Source organism: Paenibacillus sp. FSL R5-0475, assembly GCF_038004585.1.
GTDB lineage: Bacteria > Bacillota > Bacilli > Paenibacillales > Paenibacillaceae > Paenibacillus_AQ.
In genome coordinates, this window is record NZ_JBBORK010000001.1 from 3,837,757 (window position 1) to 3,852,486 (window position 14,730).

Genomic DNA, 14,730 nt, shown 5'->3' on the forward strand with positions numbered 1-14,730 from the left:
CTTGCCAGCCTCACAGGACTGAATTAAAGGCGCTATTCATTTAATGAGAATTATGACAGAACAAACCCTGCATGTCAACTTTATCTGCCTAAACTACAACACTTTCCAAGCCTGCTTCTATTAACAACAAAAGGAAGGCGGTATTATAGGGAAAACCGGAAAACCTCCCTATAATTAGGCCACAACAATCATTATGATCAGGTTATGCAGAATTCCTCCCTATAAATTAAAGAATTTCCTTGAATACAACCAAATATGCTGAAATAGAGGGAGAAATTCCCTATATTCTAGCGAATTGAAGCTAAAACACAAAATTAGAGGGAAGAATTCCCTATCTTACAGTAGCTCTATTCTACAGTAGTCTAATCCACAGTAGACTTGCCACTACATAAAGAAAAGCCACCCAAGGTTTCCCTTAGGCGGCTTCAATGTCTAACTAATGTTTAAAATTCAAACTCCACATCGCTTAAGCGTCTTTGGATTTCAGAGATGACACGTCTTTCTTCCTCTTCCCCTTTAGCAATAAAGGTAACAGAGAAACGTACAAACGGACCTGCATCATCCCAAGGCACGGTGGAGATTAGCTTCTCACGGATCAGGAATTGCGAGAAATCCTCACCGGATTCGAAACGGCGACCACCTTTGACACCCTTAGGTGCTGCAACATAAAGGAAGAAGGAGCCCTTTGGTTTCTCAGCCTGGAAGCCCAGGCTGTTCAGTGCATCTACCAACAGGTTGTGACGACGAGAATACTTGGCAGCAATCGCTTCAGTAATCTCTGGATGAGCAAGACCGTAAGCCGCAGCTTTTTGAATCGCGATAAATTGACCGGAATCATTATTATCCTTCACATCACTGAAGGCTTTAACAACTAAAGGATTCCCAGCAACAAAGCCGATTCTCCAGCCTGTCATATTGTAGGACTTGGACAGGGAATGTAGTTCCACGCCAACATCCTTCGCACCCGGAACTGACAAGAAGCTAAGCGGCTTCAAACCGTCATAGGTCAAGGCAGCATATGGTGCATCGTGGATAACGACTACATCATATTTTTTAGCCCATGCAACTACCTCAGCAAAAAACTCAGGAGTCGCACTAGCGCCCGTCGGATTGTTTGGATAGTTCAAGTAAAGTAGCTTAGCTTTATGAGCAACTTCTTCTGGAATTTCGTTCAGATCTGGAAGGAAGTTATTCTCCTTCTTCAGCTCTACTGTAAACACTTGTCCACCCAAGTATTTAGTGTGTGTACCCAGCACTGGATAACCCGGCACCGTCATGATCGTAATATCTCCTGGGTTAATGAAGCAAGAAGGCAACATCGCCAGTGCAGGCTTAGAACCGATCGAGTGAACTACCTCCGTAACGGGATCAATGCCTTCAACACGGAATACGTCCCGCAAATAATCAGCAGCAGCTGTCTTAAACTCAACAATTCCATTGTCCGCATAACCACGGTTCTCTTCCTTAGCTGCTTCTTCAGCAAGCTTAGCCACGATACCTGCATCAGCCATCTCATCTGGCTCGCCTACACCCATATCGATCAATTCAATATCAGGAAAATCCAGTTTTGCGGATGCTTTAGCACGTTTGATTTTCTCGAATTTATAAATCGAAGTGTCCTTGCCGTAGTTCGCACCGCCGATACGGTCTGCAAAATTAGTCTGAATGAAGCTGTCTTGGTATTGTTCAATACTCATACTTTCATCTCATCTCCTGGCTATCTATTCTAATTTTAGAAGAAACGGCTTCGCCGTCCCTTGGATGGCTTATGTTTCCCAGAGATCCGTTTCTGTGATAAAAAATAAGGATAAAGAATAAGGCATAACCTTCTCTTTATCCTTATGTTATTAAATATGATGGAAAGCAGAGTTCAATACCATAGACTAATTATCACTTCATTTGTACTTATCTGCTGCGCAATGTGAACAGAACATCTTCCATGTCTTCCGGAATAGGTCTGCTGAATTCTTTATATTCACCTGTCGTAGGATGAATAAATCCAAGCACCGCCGCATGTAACGCCTGTCCATTCATAGCTGTTCCTTTACTGCGTCCATAAATCGGATCACCCACAAGCGGATGACCAATGAATTTCATATGCACTCTGATCTGATGCGTGCGGCCAGTCTCCAGCTGCAGCTCCAGTAGTGTACAGTCACCGAAACGTTCCATCACTGTAAAATGGGTCACAGATTTCTTGCTGTTCTTTTCCGTTACAGTGTATAGCTTGCGATCATGTGGATCTCTACCGATCGGAGCGTCAACCGTTCCTTTGTCATGCGACAAATTGCCGTGTACAACTGCTATATAGCGGCGTGTTACACTGTGCTCTTTAAGTTGTGCTGCGAGCGACGCGTGACTGGCATCATTTTTAGCCACCATAATAAGACCAGAGGTATCCTTATCAATACGGTGTACAATACCTGGACGAATCTCACCATTAATACCGGACAGATCCTTGCAGTGATACATCAGTGCATTTACCAAGGTGCCTGACGGGTGCCCGGCAGCCGGATGTACAACCATACCACGCGGCTTATTTATAACAATGACATCGCTGTCTTCGTATACAACTTCAAGTGGAATATTCTCTGGGATCAAGTCTGTAACTTCCGCTTCTGGTACGACAATGGAAACTTTATCGCCTTCTGAGAGCTTATAGTTAGCTTTAACCGGTGCCCCATTAACCGTAACATGGCCACCACTGATCCACAGCTGCACCTGAGAACGAGAAATATCCTCTTCCCAAGATTCCGTTATATATTTATCGATTCGCTCCCGCGCGTTCTCTGCTGAAACGGTCCACTCCGTGACGTCCCTCTCTTCTTCGCTCGTAGATGCCGCTTGGTGATTGACGTCTTTACTCAAATCATTCATTCCCTTCTTTTACTTCCTTTGCTTCTTTTACTTCTTTGATTTCCGTGATTTCTTCACCATTCTTAAGATCGCGGAAGGAGTCCAAAAGAATCAACCCAACCCCAATGACGATACATGAATCCGCAACGTTAAAAATCGGGAAGCTATAGCTTCCAAAATTAAACAGAAGGAAATCGACAACCTCACCACTGATCATCCGGTCTAGGAAGTTACCTATCGCTCCACCCAGAACAAGTCCAAGGGCAACCGATAGCATCTTCCGCGAATGTCTAGTTTTGTTCAAGTACCAAACGATACCTGCAACCACTACAACCGTAACTAAAAAGAAGAACCATTGCTGACCTTGTAGAATCCCAAAAGCAGCCCCGCGATTACGATGTGAGGTAATTAGGAAGAAATTCCCGATCACCGGAATCTGTTCCCCAAGCTCCAGACGTGTGGCAATGAGATACTTCGTTCCCTGATCCACCAAAAATACAATAAGAGCAATCAAATAGTACACCACAGAAGTTGTCACTCCGTTCTTATTTTTCCCGCCAAATGCGGTACGAATACTGTTATAAGACTTGTATATTGTAGCACAGCCCTTAGAAGATCGTCTATTGCGTGACACCTCTCGGGCGCTTAATCTTGGGGACTATTTTCCATCGCTAAAATAACGCCTCTCAGGTCAACCTAACAAAGAACCATCCGGTGCAAATCGGTTTGTCGGAAGGATTCTTAATAAAGTACAGAAAGGAGCTTACTCATCATGACGCACCTGACAGTACAGCAGCTCTCAGAGCTACGCGCCCGATTAGAAAAAGACCGTGATACTATTCAGCACAGGCTTCAGAATAATGAAAATTACGGCTTACAGGAATCCATGCGGGATGGCACCGGAGAACTTTCCGAGAATGACAACCATCCAGGCGATGCAGCCACCGATTTGTATAATCGCTCCATGGATATTTCACTGCTAGAGCGAGACGAGCATGAGCTGGATGATATTGAAGCTGCTCTCAACGCTATGGATGAAGGCACCTATGGGATATGTAAAGCTAGCGGTAAACCGATCCCTTTTGAGCGTCTATCCGCTATTCCCTCCACGCTTTATTGTAAAGAGCATGCCCCACGTCAAAACGCACCTTTTACTCGGCCCATTGAAGAAGAATTTTTGTCTCCTCCATTTGGGCGTACGAGTCTCGATGAACGAGAGGATCAAAACGGCTTTGACGGTGAGGATGCCTGGCAGATTGTAGAAAGCTATGGAAACTCCGATTCCCCCGCCATGGCGGAGGGCAGCAACATTGCCTCCTATAATGATATGGAAATTGAAGCCGATGAGCTTGAAGGCTGCGTAGAGCCTTGGGAGAACTTTATCGCCACCGATATTACAGGCAACAATGTAGTTGTAGTACCGGGACGTAGCTACGAGCGTTACAAGGATAGTGGCGAGGGAAGTTACATGCTTGATCCGCTCGAAGGCGAGGAGTAAAAGCATCGTCCACAAAAAAAATGAACAGCGTGCGGTTCCAGTTTCATTGGGAATGGCCCGCTGTTTTTTTGTTTTTTTCAGCTCTACTTCATTTTGTTAAGAAAATGTTCAGATTCAGCTGGTAAACTGATCTAACGCATGCTGAAATCGACATACAAGGAGTGTAACGTAAGTGAATCACGACTATTTTAAAAATATACAGCAACTCAGTCATGAAGATGACCGACGATATTTATTATTAATGAGAGGCTTACGCATCTTACACGAGGAAAAAAAGCAGCGCAGCCCTCTCCAAAGATTAAAAAAGGAAAGGTACGGACTGGGGAGAAACATAGAAGTCCAAGGTTGGATAAATCCACCAAAGAAGATTGACCGAACCCCACTCTCTCCTACAAACCAAGTAAAGACAGCTACGCCTTAAAAAGCTATTTGAATTCCAGCTGACGCTGAACAATTCGTACAATATCCGCAATATAATCTCCGATGATCGGTAGATTCAAGGCTCCAAGAACCTGAAGAACATAGATGATCGTTGCCGCAAAAAAAGTAAAGCCAAGCGCGATCCCTACTCCACGAGCCGCTCCATATAAAATATTTTTCCAAATTAGAGTCCAAGGTGAATATAACAGCTCCGTATACTGATAAATTCGTGATTTCTCTAAGATATGGGCCCATTCAAAGGTTAATCGATACATTGTATTCATTTTTTCTTCCAGTGGAATGTCTTCTGGATTGCGATGATCTGCTGTTAAACGCTCAGGGTTTTCCTCAGGAATAACCTTTTTCTCCACTCCCTTATCTGGGCTGTTCTTGTTGCCGGATGTCTTGACGGAGATTCTGTTCTTCTGATCCTCCACAGCCACAGCTCCTCTCATACGTCTATATTCGCCACAAAGTAAACGAGCCCGGTCAAAGAGAATACATCTCCTTGAGCACGAGGCTCGTTATTTTCGCGGGCGAAATATAAAGACTATATTTCCCGCATAAACAGAAGTTCTCTGTTTACACTTGTGCCGCTAGTATATGCTGTTTTGGGACAGGTAATGCAGATTTACACTTCAATATGGATACCGATGGATTTACCACCGACATCTACCGTTTCAAAAGCGTGTTCTCCGCCAAAATCAACCGTAGTCACAAGTACATTGTCTCGCAATACATTCTCAAAGGCTGTAACTGCTGCTTTAAGCTCATCGTCTACACTCAGCGTGAGTGCGATCCGTTTCTCGATCGGCAGATCCAAACGTTTACGGTAATCTTGAACCGCACGAATGATCTCACGAACCCAGCCTTCTTGTTCAAGCTCAGGTGTGATTTCGGTATTGAGCGCAACCGTAATTCCATATCCGGAAGCTGCGGCGAAACCTGCTTTAGCTTCTTTTTCAACGAGTAGCTCTTCAGAAGTGATCACCAGTTCTTCTCCCTCTGGCGTCGCAATCGCGATTGAGCCATCTTGCACCGCTTTGCGGGTAGAGTCACTGTCCAAAGCTTTTAGGAAGCCTTGCAGGAAGCCGACGTTTTTACCGTATTTTTTACCGGCAACTTTAAGATTCAGCTTGAGTGTGAAGTCAACAAATCCACTGTCGCTAGTCTCTAGCACGATGTTCTTGATGTTGATCTCGTCTTTGATGATCTCTTCATACTCAGCCAAATGGAAGTCACGGTTCATCGAAACGATCAGCTCAGACAGCGGTTGACGATTCTTAATGCCTGTTTCGTTACGCACGTTACGCGCCAGCTCAACGATTTGTCTCGCACTTTCCATATCCTCTTCCAGCTCTTTATCGATCAAGCTCTCATCAGCAACCGGATAATCTGCTAAATGCACACTTTCTCCGCCGCCAAGGTTCGTGAAGATATCTTCAGACAACATCGGTGTAAATGGAGCCATCAAAGACGCTGTCTTCAAAAGCACATGGGTCAGTGTACGGTAAGCATCCAGCTTATCTTCACCTAGACCACTACCCCAGAAACGATCACGGGAACGACGGATATACCAGTTACTCAGCTCATCTATAAAGTTCTCAATACCTTTGGATGTATTCACGAAGTCATTAACTGCAAGTCCTTTGTCTACCAAAAGAATCAAGCTGTTCAGACGGGACAAAATCCAGCGGTCCAGCTTATGTTCCGATACTTTAAAAGGATGATCGGCAGGATCATAACCATCGATGCCGGCATAAAGCGTCAAGAACGCATGCGTATTCACCAGTGTATCTACAACTTTCGATTTGGTTTCCCCTACAAGACCACGAGAGAAACGTTTGTTATTCCACGGTGCACTATCGGATAGAATCGCCCAACGGAAAGCATCCGTGCCGTAATCGTTCATGATATCCCAAGGATCAATAACATTGCCTTTTGATTTGGACATTTTTTGACCATTCTCATCAAGGATATGACCGTGAGCAATAACAGCTTTATATGGAGCTTTACCTTTAAACAAGGTAGATACAGCTAGTAAGCTGTAGAACCATCCACGTGTCTGGTCGATCCCTTCACAGATCATATCCGCTGGATATTGATCATTCAGCTTATCCTCGTTCTCAAATGGATAATGACTTTGCGCAAATGGCATCGAACCACTATCGAACCAAACATCGATAACTTCTGGTGTGCGAACCATCTCTGCCCCTTCGCTGAAAGGACTGCGTAGCTTGATCTTATCTACAAAAGGCTTATGCAGCTCGATATCCTCAGGTACATCGCCAATCGCCATCGCTCTCAGTTCTTCAATGCTGTGTGGAGCGAACTCTTTGCCCGTCTCTTGACATACCCAAACATTAAGCGGTGTGCCCCAGTAACGATTACGGCTGATATTCCAGTCCACCAGTTCATCCAGGAACTTCCCGAAACGGCCTTCACGTACATGATCAGGATACCAATTTACACTGTTGTTGTTAGCAATCAGCTGATCTTTGATCGCTGTAGTGTTGATGAACCAGCTGTCTGTTGCGTAGTACAAGAGTGGTGTATCACAACGCCAGCAGAACGGATAGCTGTGCTCGTATTTTTCTTTACCGTAAAGCAGTCCTTTTTCAGACAAAGCTTTAACGATATCCAAATCGCAATCTTTCACGAAGCGTCCAGCAAAATCGGATACTACATCCGTATACTTACCGGAATTATCAACCACGTTCACGAAGCTGATGCCGTTCTCGCGGCAAGTCTTGTAGTCATCTTCACCATGCGCCGGTGCCATGTGTACGATCCCTGTACCACTGGAATCTGTAACGAAGGAAGCACCTACGATGACATTGCTTTTCTCTGCCTTGATGTATCCGAATGGAGGAGCGTAGGTTTTGCCGATAAACTCGGAACCTTTATGTGTAGAAAGGACTGTGTGCTCGCCTTTCATTACTTCCTCCACCAAGTTTTTGGCAACAATGTAGATACCGTCTTCTTGTTGTACACGTACATAATCCATGTCAGGATTCATGGCTAACGCCATATGTGCTGGCAGCGTCCAAGGTGTAGTCGTCCAAGCTAGTACGTAGTCTCCACTGTCATCCAGTTTAAACTTTGCTGTCGCACTGAGATCCTTGACGGTCTTGTAGCCTTGCGCTACTTCATGGGAGCTTAGGGTAGTCTGACAGCTTGGGCAGTAAGGACTAACGCGGTGTCCGCGGTAGAGCAACCCTTTGTCATGCACAGTAGCCAAGATGTTCCACACGCTCTCGATATACGTGTTATTCAAAGTTACGTAAGGATTATCTAGATCCGTCCAGTATCCGATACCCTCTGTAAACTCGCGCCATTGCTTCTCATAACCGAAGACGCTGTCTTTACATTCCTGAATGAATTTTTCTACGCCATATTCCTCGATCTCTTGTTTGCCGGAGATGCCAAGCTTCTTTTGTACGCCTAGTTCTACTGGCAAACCGTGTGTATCCCAGCCCGCTTTACGTACCACGCGGTAACCTTTCATCGTTTGGTAACGACCGATGAAATCCTTGATTACACGGCCCAGCACGTGCCCGATATGCGGTGCACCGTTCGCTGTTGGAGGACCTTCGTAAAATACATAGTTCGGACGTCCTTCACGATTCTCCATCGATTTACGGAACGTATTTTCGTCGCTCCATTTCTTGAGTATGCGGACATCTCTTGCCCGCGCTTTTTCTTTGACATCTACTTTTTGCATGTGATGGTCAATCCTTTCATGGTTTAGTCTGTAAAGCTCTTTTCGATCCTTGGGCAGTCTGGTTCAGCTGGCCGCATTCAGCTCTTGTCTTCGGTACCCGAGCTGCGATCCCGCAGGGCAGCACTGGCTCGGGGTGCCACTGGGACCGGCGAGTGAAACGCCGGTCTGCTCTAGCAGTGAAGGCCCCGCAGGCGAACCCGCCAGGGGAGCCTAAGAAGGGCCGCTCCTTCAGCCACCTGAGTCCGTTCGCTTCCACCACCGTACCCGTTTGCACGAGGCTTTACATTGCGGGTGTCCAGAAGGCGGCAGCCCTTGGGGTCCCCCTTAGAAAGGGGGATTTAGGGGGATGGCCACCCCGGAACAACAAAATAAGCGTCATCCCACCCCCAAAGGGGCGAGACAACGCTCGCGATACCACCCTAATTCTGCGCATGAGCACATCCTTAAGGGGAGTGTATTCAGCACAATCTCAGTCCTGCGCGTAAATCTCATGCACAGGTCCGGTGTAACGTCCGGCGGACGGCTAAGCTTACGCACGATCAACGCTTCAGCTTAACTTCTAGGGGAAGATCTTCCGGCAGGGTTCGAACAATCGGCTCTCAGCAATCGCCGACTCTCTGGAGAACGTTACCTTGTCGTACTTGTCCCGTCATCGAATACATATAAACATTATACAGATATGTTCTATTTATAGACTTTTTAAGTCTAAATGTCAACAACCGCTAGCCAAATCCGCAATTAGGAGTATACCTGTGCAGGCGGAATACTTTATTATGATCGATTTTAGCGGAAAATAAAAATAGAGGGAATAACTCCCTCTATTTAGCCGATTATAGCATGAAATTATAAATTAGAGGGAATTCCCCCCTATAAATTCAAGCAGCATTCATTCATCATAGTGCATTAGATACGATGTAGAACATCATCCTTAAAGGTTACGTTCTCGCTTGCCTCACGACTCTCCAAGGCATTCCAGTCATCCTGTGACAACAGCTCGAGCTGTGCTTCCACCAATGTGCGGAAACGAGTGCGATAGATCGAAGCTTGCTTACGCAATTCTTCAGTCTCAATAGCAACCTTACGGGATTTGGATAACGCTTCGTTAATAATCCGATCCGCGTTCTTTTCCGCTTCCTTGATAATGAGCTGCGATTCCTTCTTGGAGTTGTTCTTCACATCATCCGCCGCTTCCTGAGCGACTAAGATCGTTTTCGATAAACTCTCTTCAATATTCACAAAATGATCTAAACGCTCTTGAATGGACAAAAGCTGATTCTGCAGCTCTTTGTTCTCACGGATGACACTTTCGTAATCCTTAATTACTTGATCCAGAAATTCGTTGACCTCGTCCTCATCATAACCGCGAAGTCTCCGAGAGAACTCCTTGTTATGTATATCGAGCGGTGTTAATGGCATGCTGTGCACCTCCTAGAAATTTCGGACCTTCTAAGTCTCTGAACCATACCTGCGCAGCAGACAAAGAAGAAAGACTGTACTTCAAGTAAAGGCAGAGGATGTATCGACGTTCCAACTGCCATTCATGGTTCGCCTCTTTTATAAAATATCGGCGTCCTGCTTTAAAAATGTTTGATTCCCTCGAAATAATCAATTTCGACAAGTAAAGCCGGATTCCTGCAAGGGATTCACACAAATTTACCAACCTGAACACGGTATCGGCCCTTTTTCGTCAAACTACCAACCTCTAGAACCTTGAATCGACCAAATCCTTGAATAGATACCATGTCACCATCTTTAAGTCCGCAGGAAGGGTCTTCTTCCACTTTCCAATTTACCCGAACGCGCCCAGCCTTGATGGGAGCAAGAATTTTGCTTCGACTAAGCCGTGTTACATCTGCGGCTATGCCATCCAATCGTAGGGACGCTACAGTCAAATCCATCATTTCCAGCTTCACCTCACTATTACGCAAGGCAGAAAGTGGCAATACCTCCGTGCTCACCTGTATTCGGTGTACTCCAGTTAAATTCATGTCTAAATAATCTGCAATATCTGCAGCTACTACCACATGACAACCATCGTCCAGAACATGAATATCACCGATTTTTCCACGTTTTACTCCAAGACCCAGAATAGAGCCCATGTAGTCCCCATGCTCTAACGCCAGAAACTTTTGCTCACCAGAGGTTATCGCAAGAACGCTCAGCTCCATGTCCTCATGATCCAGATCACGGTAATCAGGCGCAATGAGTGCTCGCTTCCGCTCTGCCTCAGGGTGGCCGCCTTCCCATCTAACGATAACATCTGGATGTCGATTAACGAGACTTTGCAGAATAAATCCTTGGCGCGGATCTAGAAATTCGGTCAGTTTCGTCTCATGATATTCTCCAGCATGGGTAACCCATTCCCAAGCCTTGTCCACAAATTGTCTTTCATCGGGATGAAAATGCCCGTAAACTTCTGTCTTCATCACTTCTGCCTAAAAAATTAAGTGCAAAATGGACTTGAGTCCACCTGCCGCAAATTCCAAGACGAATAGTGCAATGATCGGGGAAATATCAAGCGTACCAAAGAGTGGCGGAATAAACCGACGAAATGGTGTCAAATACGGCTCAACAAGCTTGCTCAGCAGTTCTCCGATAAAGTTCTCACGAACGTTTGGTAACCACGACATCAGTACGTAGAAAATAATCATGTAAAAATAAATATTAAACAGCATATCAATAATGTAATCAATTTGGGGCAAAGCTCATTCACCTCATTCTGTTATAGTCTGGATCGTCACCTAGGATTTCCGTAATGGCACCTTGAATTTCAACGGTATCTGGCGTGCACATAAATATATTGCCCCCAATTTTAGAGATTCCTCCCCCAAGGGCATAAACGGTTCCACTTAAAAAATCAATAATTCTCATTGCCTGATCATTACGGACACGCTGAAGATTGATCACTACCGTCCGGTGAGAACGGAGATGGTCCGCAATTTCCTGAGCCTCATCGTACGAACGTGGCTCATAAAGTACAACTTTTACATTCTTCTGCGAATGGATACTGACAACGTTGCCCCTTTGATTTTTGCGGGTTTCGACAGGGGCTGGCTCATACTCATCCTCTTCGTGGATTTGCTCCCGCTCCACAACTTCTTCTTCCTCCTGCAAGCCCAAAAAACTCATAAATCGGTTCATAACGCTCATCACGATCCCTCCTAATGGCCTACTAACACCGTACCTAGGCGTACCCAGGTGGCTCCTTCCTGTATCGCCACTTCAAAATCATTCGACATTCCCATTGATAGCTCCGTAATCGGTTCAGGTGTCAAAGCAAGTTGATTGAGCTCATCGCGCAGCTCACGAAGTCCGCGAAATACAGGGCGGGTAAGCTCCGGATCACCTTCTAAAGGTGCCATCGTCATTAGTCCAATTACTTTTACACGGTCTAGACTAGCAATTTCACGCAAAAATCCAGGTACCGCCTCAGGCGACAGACCAAATTTCGTATCTTCTCCAGAGATGTTTACTTGAAGAAAGACATTCACTTCTTGATCTGCGGCAATCGCCTTTTTGTGTAATTCTTGCGCCAGAGATATCCGGTCCAAAGAGTGTATATATTGAAACTTGCCAATAACGTCTTTAACCTTATTGGTCTGCAAATGCCCGATAAAATGCCATGTCCCTTGGTCCCCTAAAACCTTCCATTTGTGCTCAGCATCCTGCCAGCGACTCTCGGCAATATGCTCCAGGCCTGCCTCCAATACGGAGGACACCATTTCCAGAGAAACATATTTCGTCACTGCAATTACCTTGACGTCATTTCGATCCCGGCCGCTTGCCGCGCAGGCACGTGCTACACGTTCCTCTACCTCAGCAATTCTCTCCTGCAGTGTTAAAGCCAACTTTCAACTCTCCTTTATTCCGATCCAGCTCGTCATCCTGCCTGTAACCCCATCTTCTTTACGATAAGAAAAGAACAAATCTTGATTACAGCTTGTACACCAAGATGTACATTCGATATGAGTCGGCAATATTCCTGCTTTAATCATAATGCGTCGATTCATTTCTTTCAAGTTTAGCATGTATTTGTTCTCATCTGTGTCAGATGTTCTGTACAGCTCCACAGTACTGGCTGTTTCTGTTGGTTTACTCAGATCACCTTCCAGTCGATGAACATGCTCCATCACATAATCGTCCACCTCATAACAGCAGTCACCAATGGATGGTCCAATCGCTGCAATAATGTCCTGCGCATGGCTTCCGTAAATGGTCTCCATTTTACTCACCATAGCGGCTGCAATCTGGGCCACAGTTCCCTTCCAGCCTGCATGGGCAAGACCGACGACTTGGTGCACAGGATCATAAAAATAAAGGGGTACACAATCCGCATAAAAAGAAGTCAGAAAAACTCCCGGTACATCCGTAAGCAAACCATCGGTTGCCTGAAATGCCGAGGTTCTATCCTTTTGACCCCGCCCACGATCGGCTTCCCTTACCACTGCTATTTCTGCTCCATGGGTTTGTTCTCCACAGGTCCAAGCTTCAGGTTTGAAATCAAGAGCTTTCGCAAGCGCCCTACGATTCGTTAAGACATCTTCCGGAGCATCCCCAACATGAAATGCACAATTCAGGCTGTCATAAGGCTTTTTGCTAGCCCCTCCCTGTCTACCCGTAAAACCTGCTGTAATTTCTTTATGCTTCACACGCCAAGGCTCCAGATGGAGCAGCATAAGTGTTTCCTTCCCCTGCACAAACGGTTCCATATCCTCACCTCCGCCTTAGTGTACCACATGTAAATACCCCTACAAAATGCCGCTTAAGCTAGAACATCAAATTTACTAACTTTTAAGCCATGCCATTTCGAATCATTTTATAAAAAACAAAAAACGCACCTAATTAATAAGTGCGCCGTTCGCCTCGGTCCCCTCGTTCCAAATACATCGTTTCTCGTTCGTCCTGCCCTTGAGGCATTCTTGATTCTTCAATCTTCACAAGCACTACATCAGACCCGATTTTGACAATATTTCGCCATGGAATAATCAGATCGGTTCCGCCTCCGAACAACCCCATAAACCGAGTGTATCCGGGAATTACGATTGCATCAATGACACCTCGGCGTAAATCAAGCTCTAAGTCACTGATTTGGCCCAGCCGCTTGCCGTCCACAATGTTAATAACGTCCTTAGTCTGAAAATCAGAGATTTTCATTTTTTTGGCTGATCCTAAATAATCCTCGTTCATCTCACCACCCCTGTACAATCAGACCTATAGTCCAATATATGTTATGAAAGCTTGGCCACATGCATGAAATATCCCCACAAAGTGAGGCTATGCTTAGATGCTTACCAAGGTACTTTGCGGGGGCTCAATATAATTCCTGAAACAGTAAAAAGAGGAGATCACCCAAAATCCGTATCACGGATTCTGGATATCTCCTCATTTCAGACGATTTAAGACTTCACATGCTTTTGCATTTGCTGAATCGCAGATTTCTCTAGACGTGAGACTTGTGCCTGTGAGATACCAATCTCATCTGCGACCTCCATCTGTGTTTTCCCTTCGAAAAACCGCATGGATAAAATTCGTTTCTCCCTTTGACCTAACTTACGCATCGCTTCACGTAAGGCGATTTCTTCGATCCACGACACATCCTTATTCTTATCATCGCTAATCTGGTCCATTACATAAATAGGATCGCCACCGTCATGATAGATCGGCTCGAATAAGGACACTGGATCCTGAATAGCATCAAGGGCAAAGACTACATCTTCCTTCGGTACGCCAAGTGCTTCAGAGATTTCGAATATCGTCGGTTCCCGCGAATTCTGATTGGTCAGACTATCGCGTACCTGCAGCGCCTTATAAGCAATGTCTCTGAGTGAACGCGATACTCGAATCGGATTGTTATCACGCAAGTAACGGCGGATCTCACCAATAATCATCGGAACCGCATATGTGGAGAACTTAACGTTTTGTGATAAATCGAAATTATCGATGGCTTTCATCAGACCGATGCAGCCCACCTGGAACAAATCGTCAACAAATTCTCCCCTATTATTGAACCTCTGGATAACACTTAGAACGAGCCTAAGATTACCATTTACCAATTTCTCTCTGGCGGATCGCTCGCCCTGCTGCTGCAGCGAAGTGAACAGTTGCCGCATTTCCACATTCGTTAGAACAGGCAGCTTAGCAGTATCCACACCGCAAATCTCGACTTTATTTCGGGTCATGATGATTTACCTCCCAAGGAGAAACATTACTGTACATTATCTCCCGGGTTGGC

The 14,730-nt window shown here is 45.5% G+C and carries 14 protein-coding genes and 1 other annotated feature; of the genes, 1 reads left to right on the top strand and 13 read right to left on the bottom strand.

Annotation, left to right across the window (positions count from 1 at the left end; all coding sequences use genetic code 11):
• Positions 1-443 precede the first annotated feature (443 nt).
• The 3 genes from MKX41_RS17275 to lspA all read right to left on the bottom strand — a co-directional run bounded on the left by MKX41_RS17275 (position 444) and on the right by lspA (position 3,382).
• The gene (locus tag MKX41_RS17275) at positions 444-1,697 is read right to left on the bottom strand and encodes an LL-diaminopimelate aminotransferase (protein ID WP_340972151.1); all 1,254 of its coding nucleotides are present in this window, start codon (positions 1,695-1,697) and stop codon (positions 444-446) included.
• Between the two features lie 208 nt (positions 1,698-1,905).
• Positions 1,906-2,877, bottom strand: coding sequence for an RluA family pseudouridine synthase (locus MKX41_RS17280; protein ID WP_042190820.1), 972 nt, complete (start codon positions 2,875-2,877; stop codon positions 1,906-1,908).
• A complete protein-coding gene (lspA, locus tag MKX41_RS17285; protein WP_042190823.1) occupies positions 2,870-3,382 on the bottom strand; it encodes a signal peptidase II in 513 nt (170 codons plus the stop codon). Before lspA ends, MKX41_RS17280 begins: the two co-directional genes overlap by 8 nt.
• Positions 3,383-3,628: 246 nt before the next feature.
• Between lspA and MKX41_RS17290 the strand changes: the two genes are divergently transcribed.
• Positions 3,629-4,354 (top strand): TraR/DksA C4-type zinc finger protein, encoded by a 726-nt coding sequence (locus MKX41_RS17290; protein ID WP_340972156.1) that lies wholly within the window; start codon positions 3,629-3,631, stop codon positions 4,352-4,354.
• A 425-nt stretch (positions 4,355-4,779) separates the two neighbouring features.
• Here MKX41_RS17290 and MKX41_RS17295 read toward each other — a convergent pair whose 3' ends face one another.
• The 10 genes from MKX41_RS17295 to sigG all read right to left on the bottom strand — a co-directional run bounded on the left by MKX41_RS17295 (position 4,780) and on the right by sigG (position 14,677).
• The gene (locus MKX41_RS17295; RefSeq protein WP_371915735.1) at positions 4,780-5,070 is read right to left on the bottom strand and encodes a DUF5665 domain-containing protein; all 291 of its coding nucleotides are present in this window, start codon (positions 5,068-5,070) and stop codon (positions 4,780-4,782) included.
• 335 nt (positions 5,071-5,405) lie between these two features.
• Positions 5,406-8,498: an isoleucine--tRNA ligase gene (ileS, locus tag MKX41_RS17300; protein ID WP_340972158.1), complete on the bottom strand. Its 3,093-nt coding sequence runs from the start codon at positions 8,496-8,498 to the stop codon at positions 5,406-5,408.
• Between the two features lie 387 nt (positions 8,499-8,885).
• Positions 8,886-9,160, bottom strand: a binding site (T-box leader).
• 241 nt (positions 9,161-9,401) lie between these two features.
• Positions 9,402-9,914 carry a DivIVA domain-containing protein gene (locus MKX41_RS17305; protein WP_042130215.1) on the bottom strand — a complete coding sequence of 171 codons (513 nt, stop codon included), beginning with the start codon at positions 9,912-9,914 and terminating at the stop codon, positions 9,402-9,404.
• 227 nt (positions 9,915-10,141) lie between these two features.
• Positions 10,142-10,924, bottom strand: coding sequence for a YlmH family RNA-binding protein (locus MKX41_RS17310; protein WP_042190831.1), 783 nt, complete (start codon positions 10,922-10,924; stop codon positions 10,142-10,144).
• A 9-nt stretch (positions 10,925-10,933) separates the two neighbouring features.
• Positions 10,934-11,173 carry a YggT family protein gene (locus MKX41_RS17315; RefSeq protein WP_042194359.1) on the bottom strand — a complete coding sequence of 80 codons (240 nt, stop codon included), beginning with the start codon at positions 11,171-11,173 and terminating at the stop codon, positions 10,934-10,936.
• 34 nt (positions 11,174-11,207) lie between these two features.
• Entirely contained in the window at positions 11,208-11,648 is a 441-nt protein-coding gene (locus tag MKX41_RS17320) for a cell division protein SepF (RefSeq protein ID WP_042190833.1), read from the bottom strand.
• Between the two features lie 11 nt (positions 11,649-11,659).
• Positions 11,660-12,346 (bottom strand): YggS family pyridoxal phosphate-dependent enzyme, encoded by a 687-nt coding sequence (locus MKX41_RS17325; RefSeq protein ID WP_042190837.1) that lies wholly within the window; start codon positions 12,344-12,346, stop codon positions 11,660-11,662.
• Positions 12,347-12,349: 3 nt separating this feature from the next.
• Positions 12,350-13,207 carry a peptidoglycan editing factor PgeF gene (gene pgeF, locus MKX41_RS17330; protein WP_340972166.1) on the bottom strand — a complete coding sequence of 286 codons (858 nt, stop codon included), beginning with the start codon at positions 13,205-13,207 and terminating at the stop codon, positions 12,350-12,352.
• A gap of 133 nt (positions 13,208-13,340) precedes the next feature.
• Positions 13,341-13,685 (bottom strand): YlmC/YmxH family sporulation protein, encoded by a 345-nt coding sequence (locus MKX41_RS17335; RefSeq protein WP_076284758.1) that lies wholly within the window; start codon positions 13,683-13,685, stop codon positions 13,341-13,343.
• Between the two features lie 209 nt (positions 13,686-13,894).
• Positions 13,895-14,677 carry an RNA polymerase sporulation sigma factor SigG gene (gene sigG / locus MKX41_RS17340; RefSeq protein ID WP_036683631.1) on the bottom strand — a complete coding sequence of 261 codons (783 nt, stop codon included), beginning with the start codon at positions 14,675-14,677 and terminating at the stop codon, positions 13,895-13,897.
• Positions 14,678-14,730 lie beyond the last annotated feature (53 nt).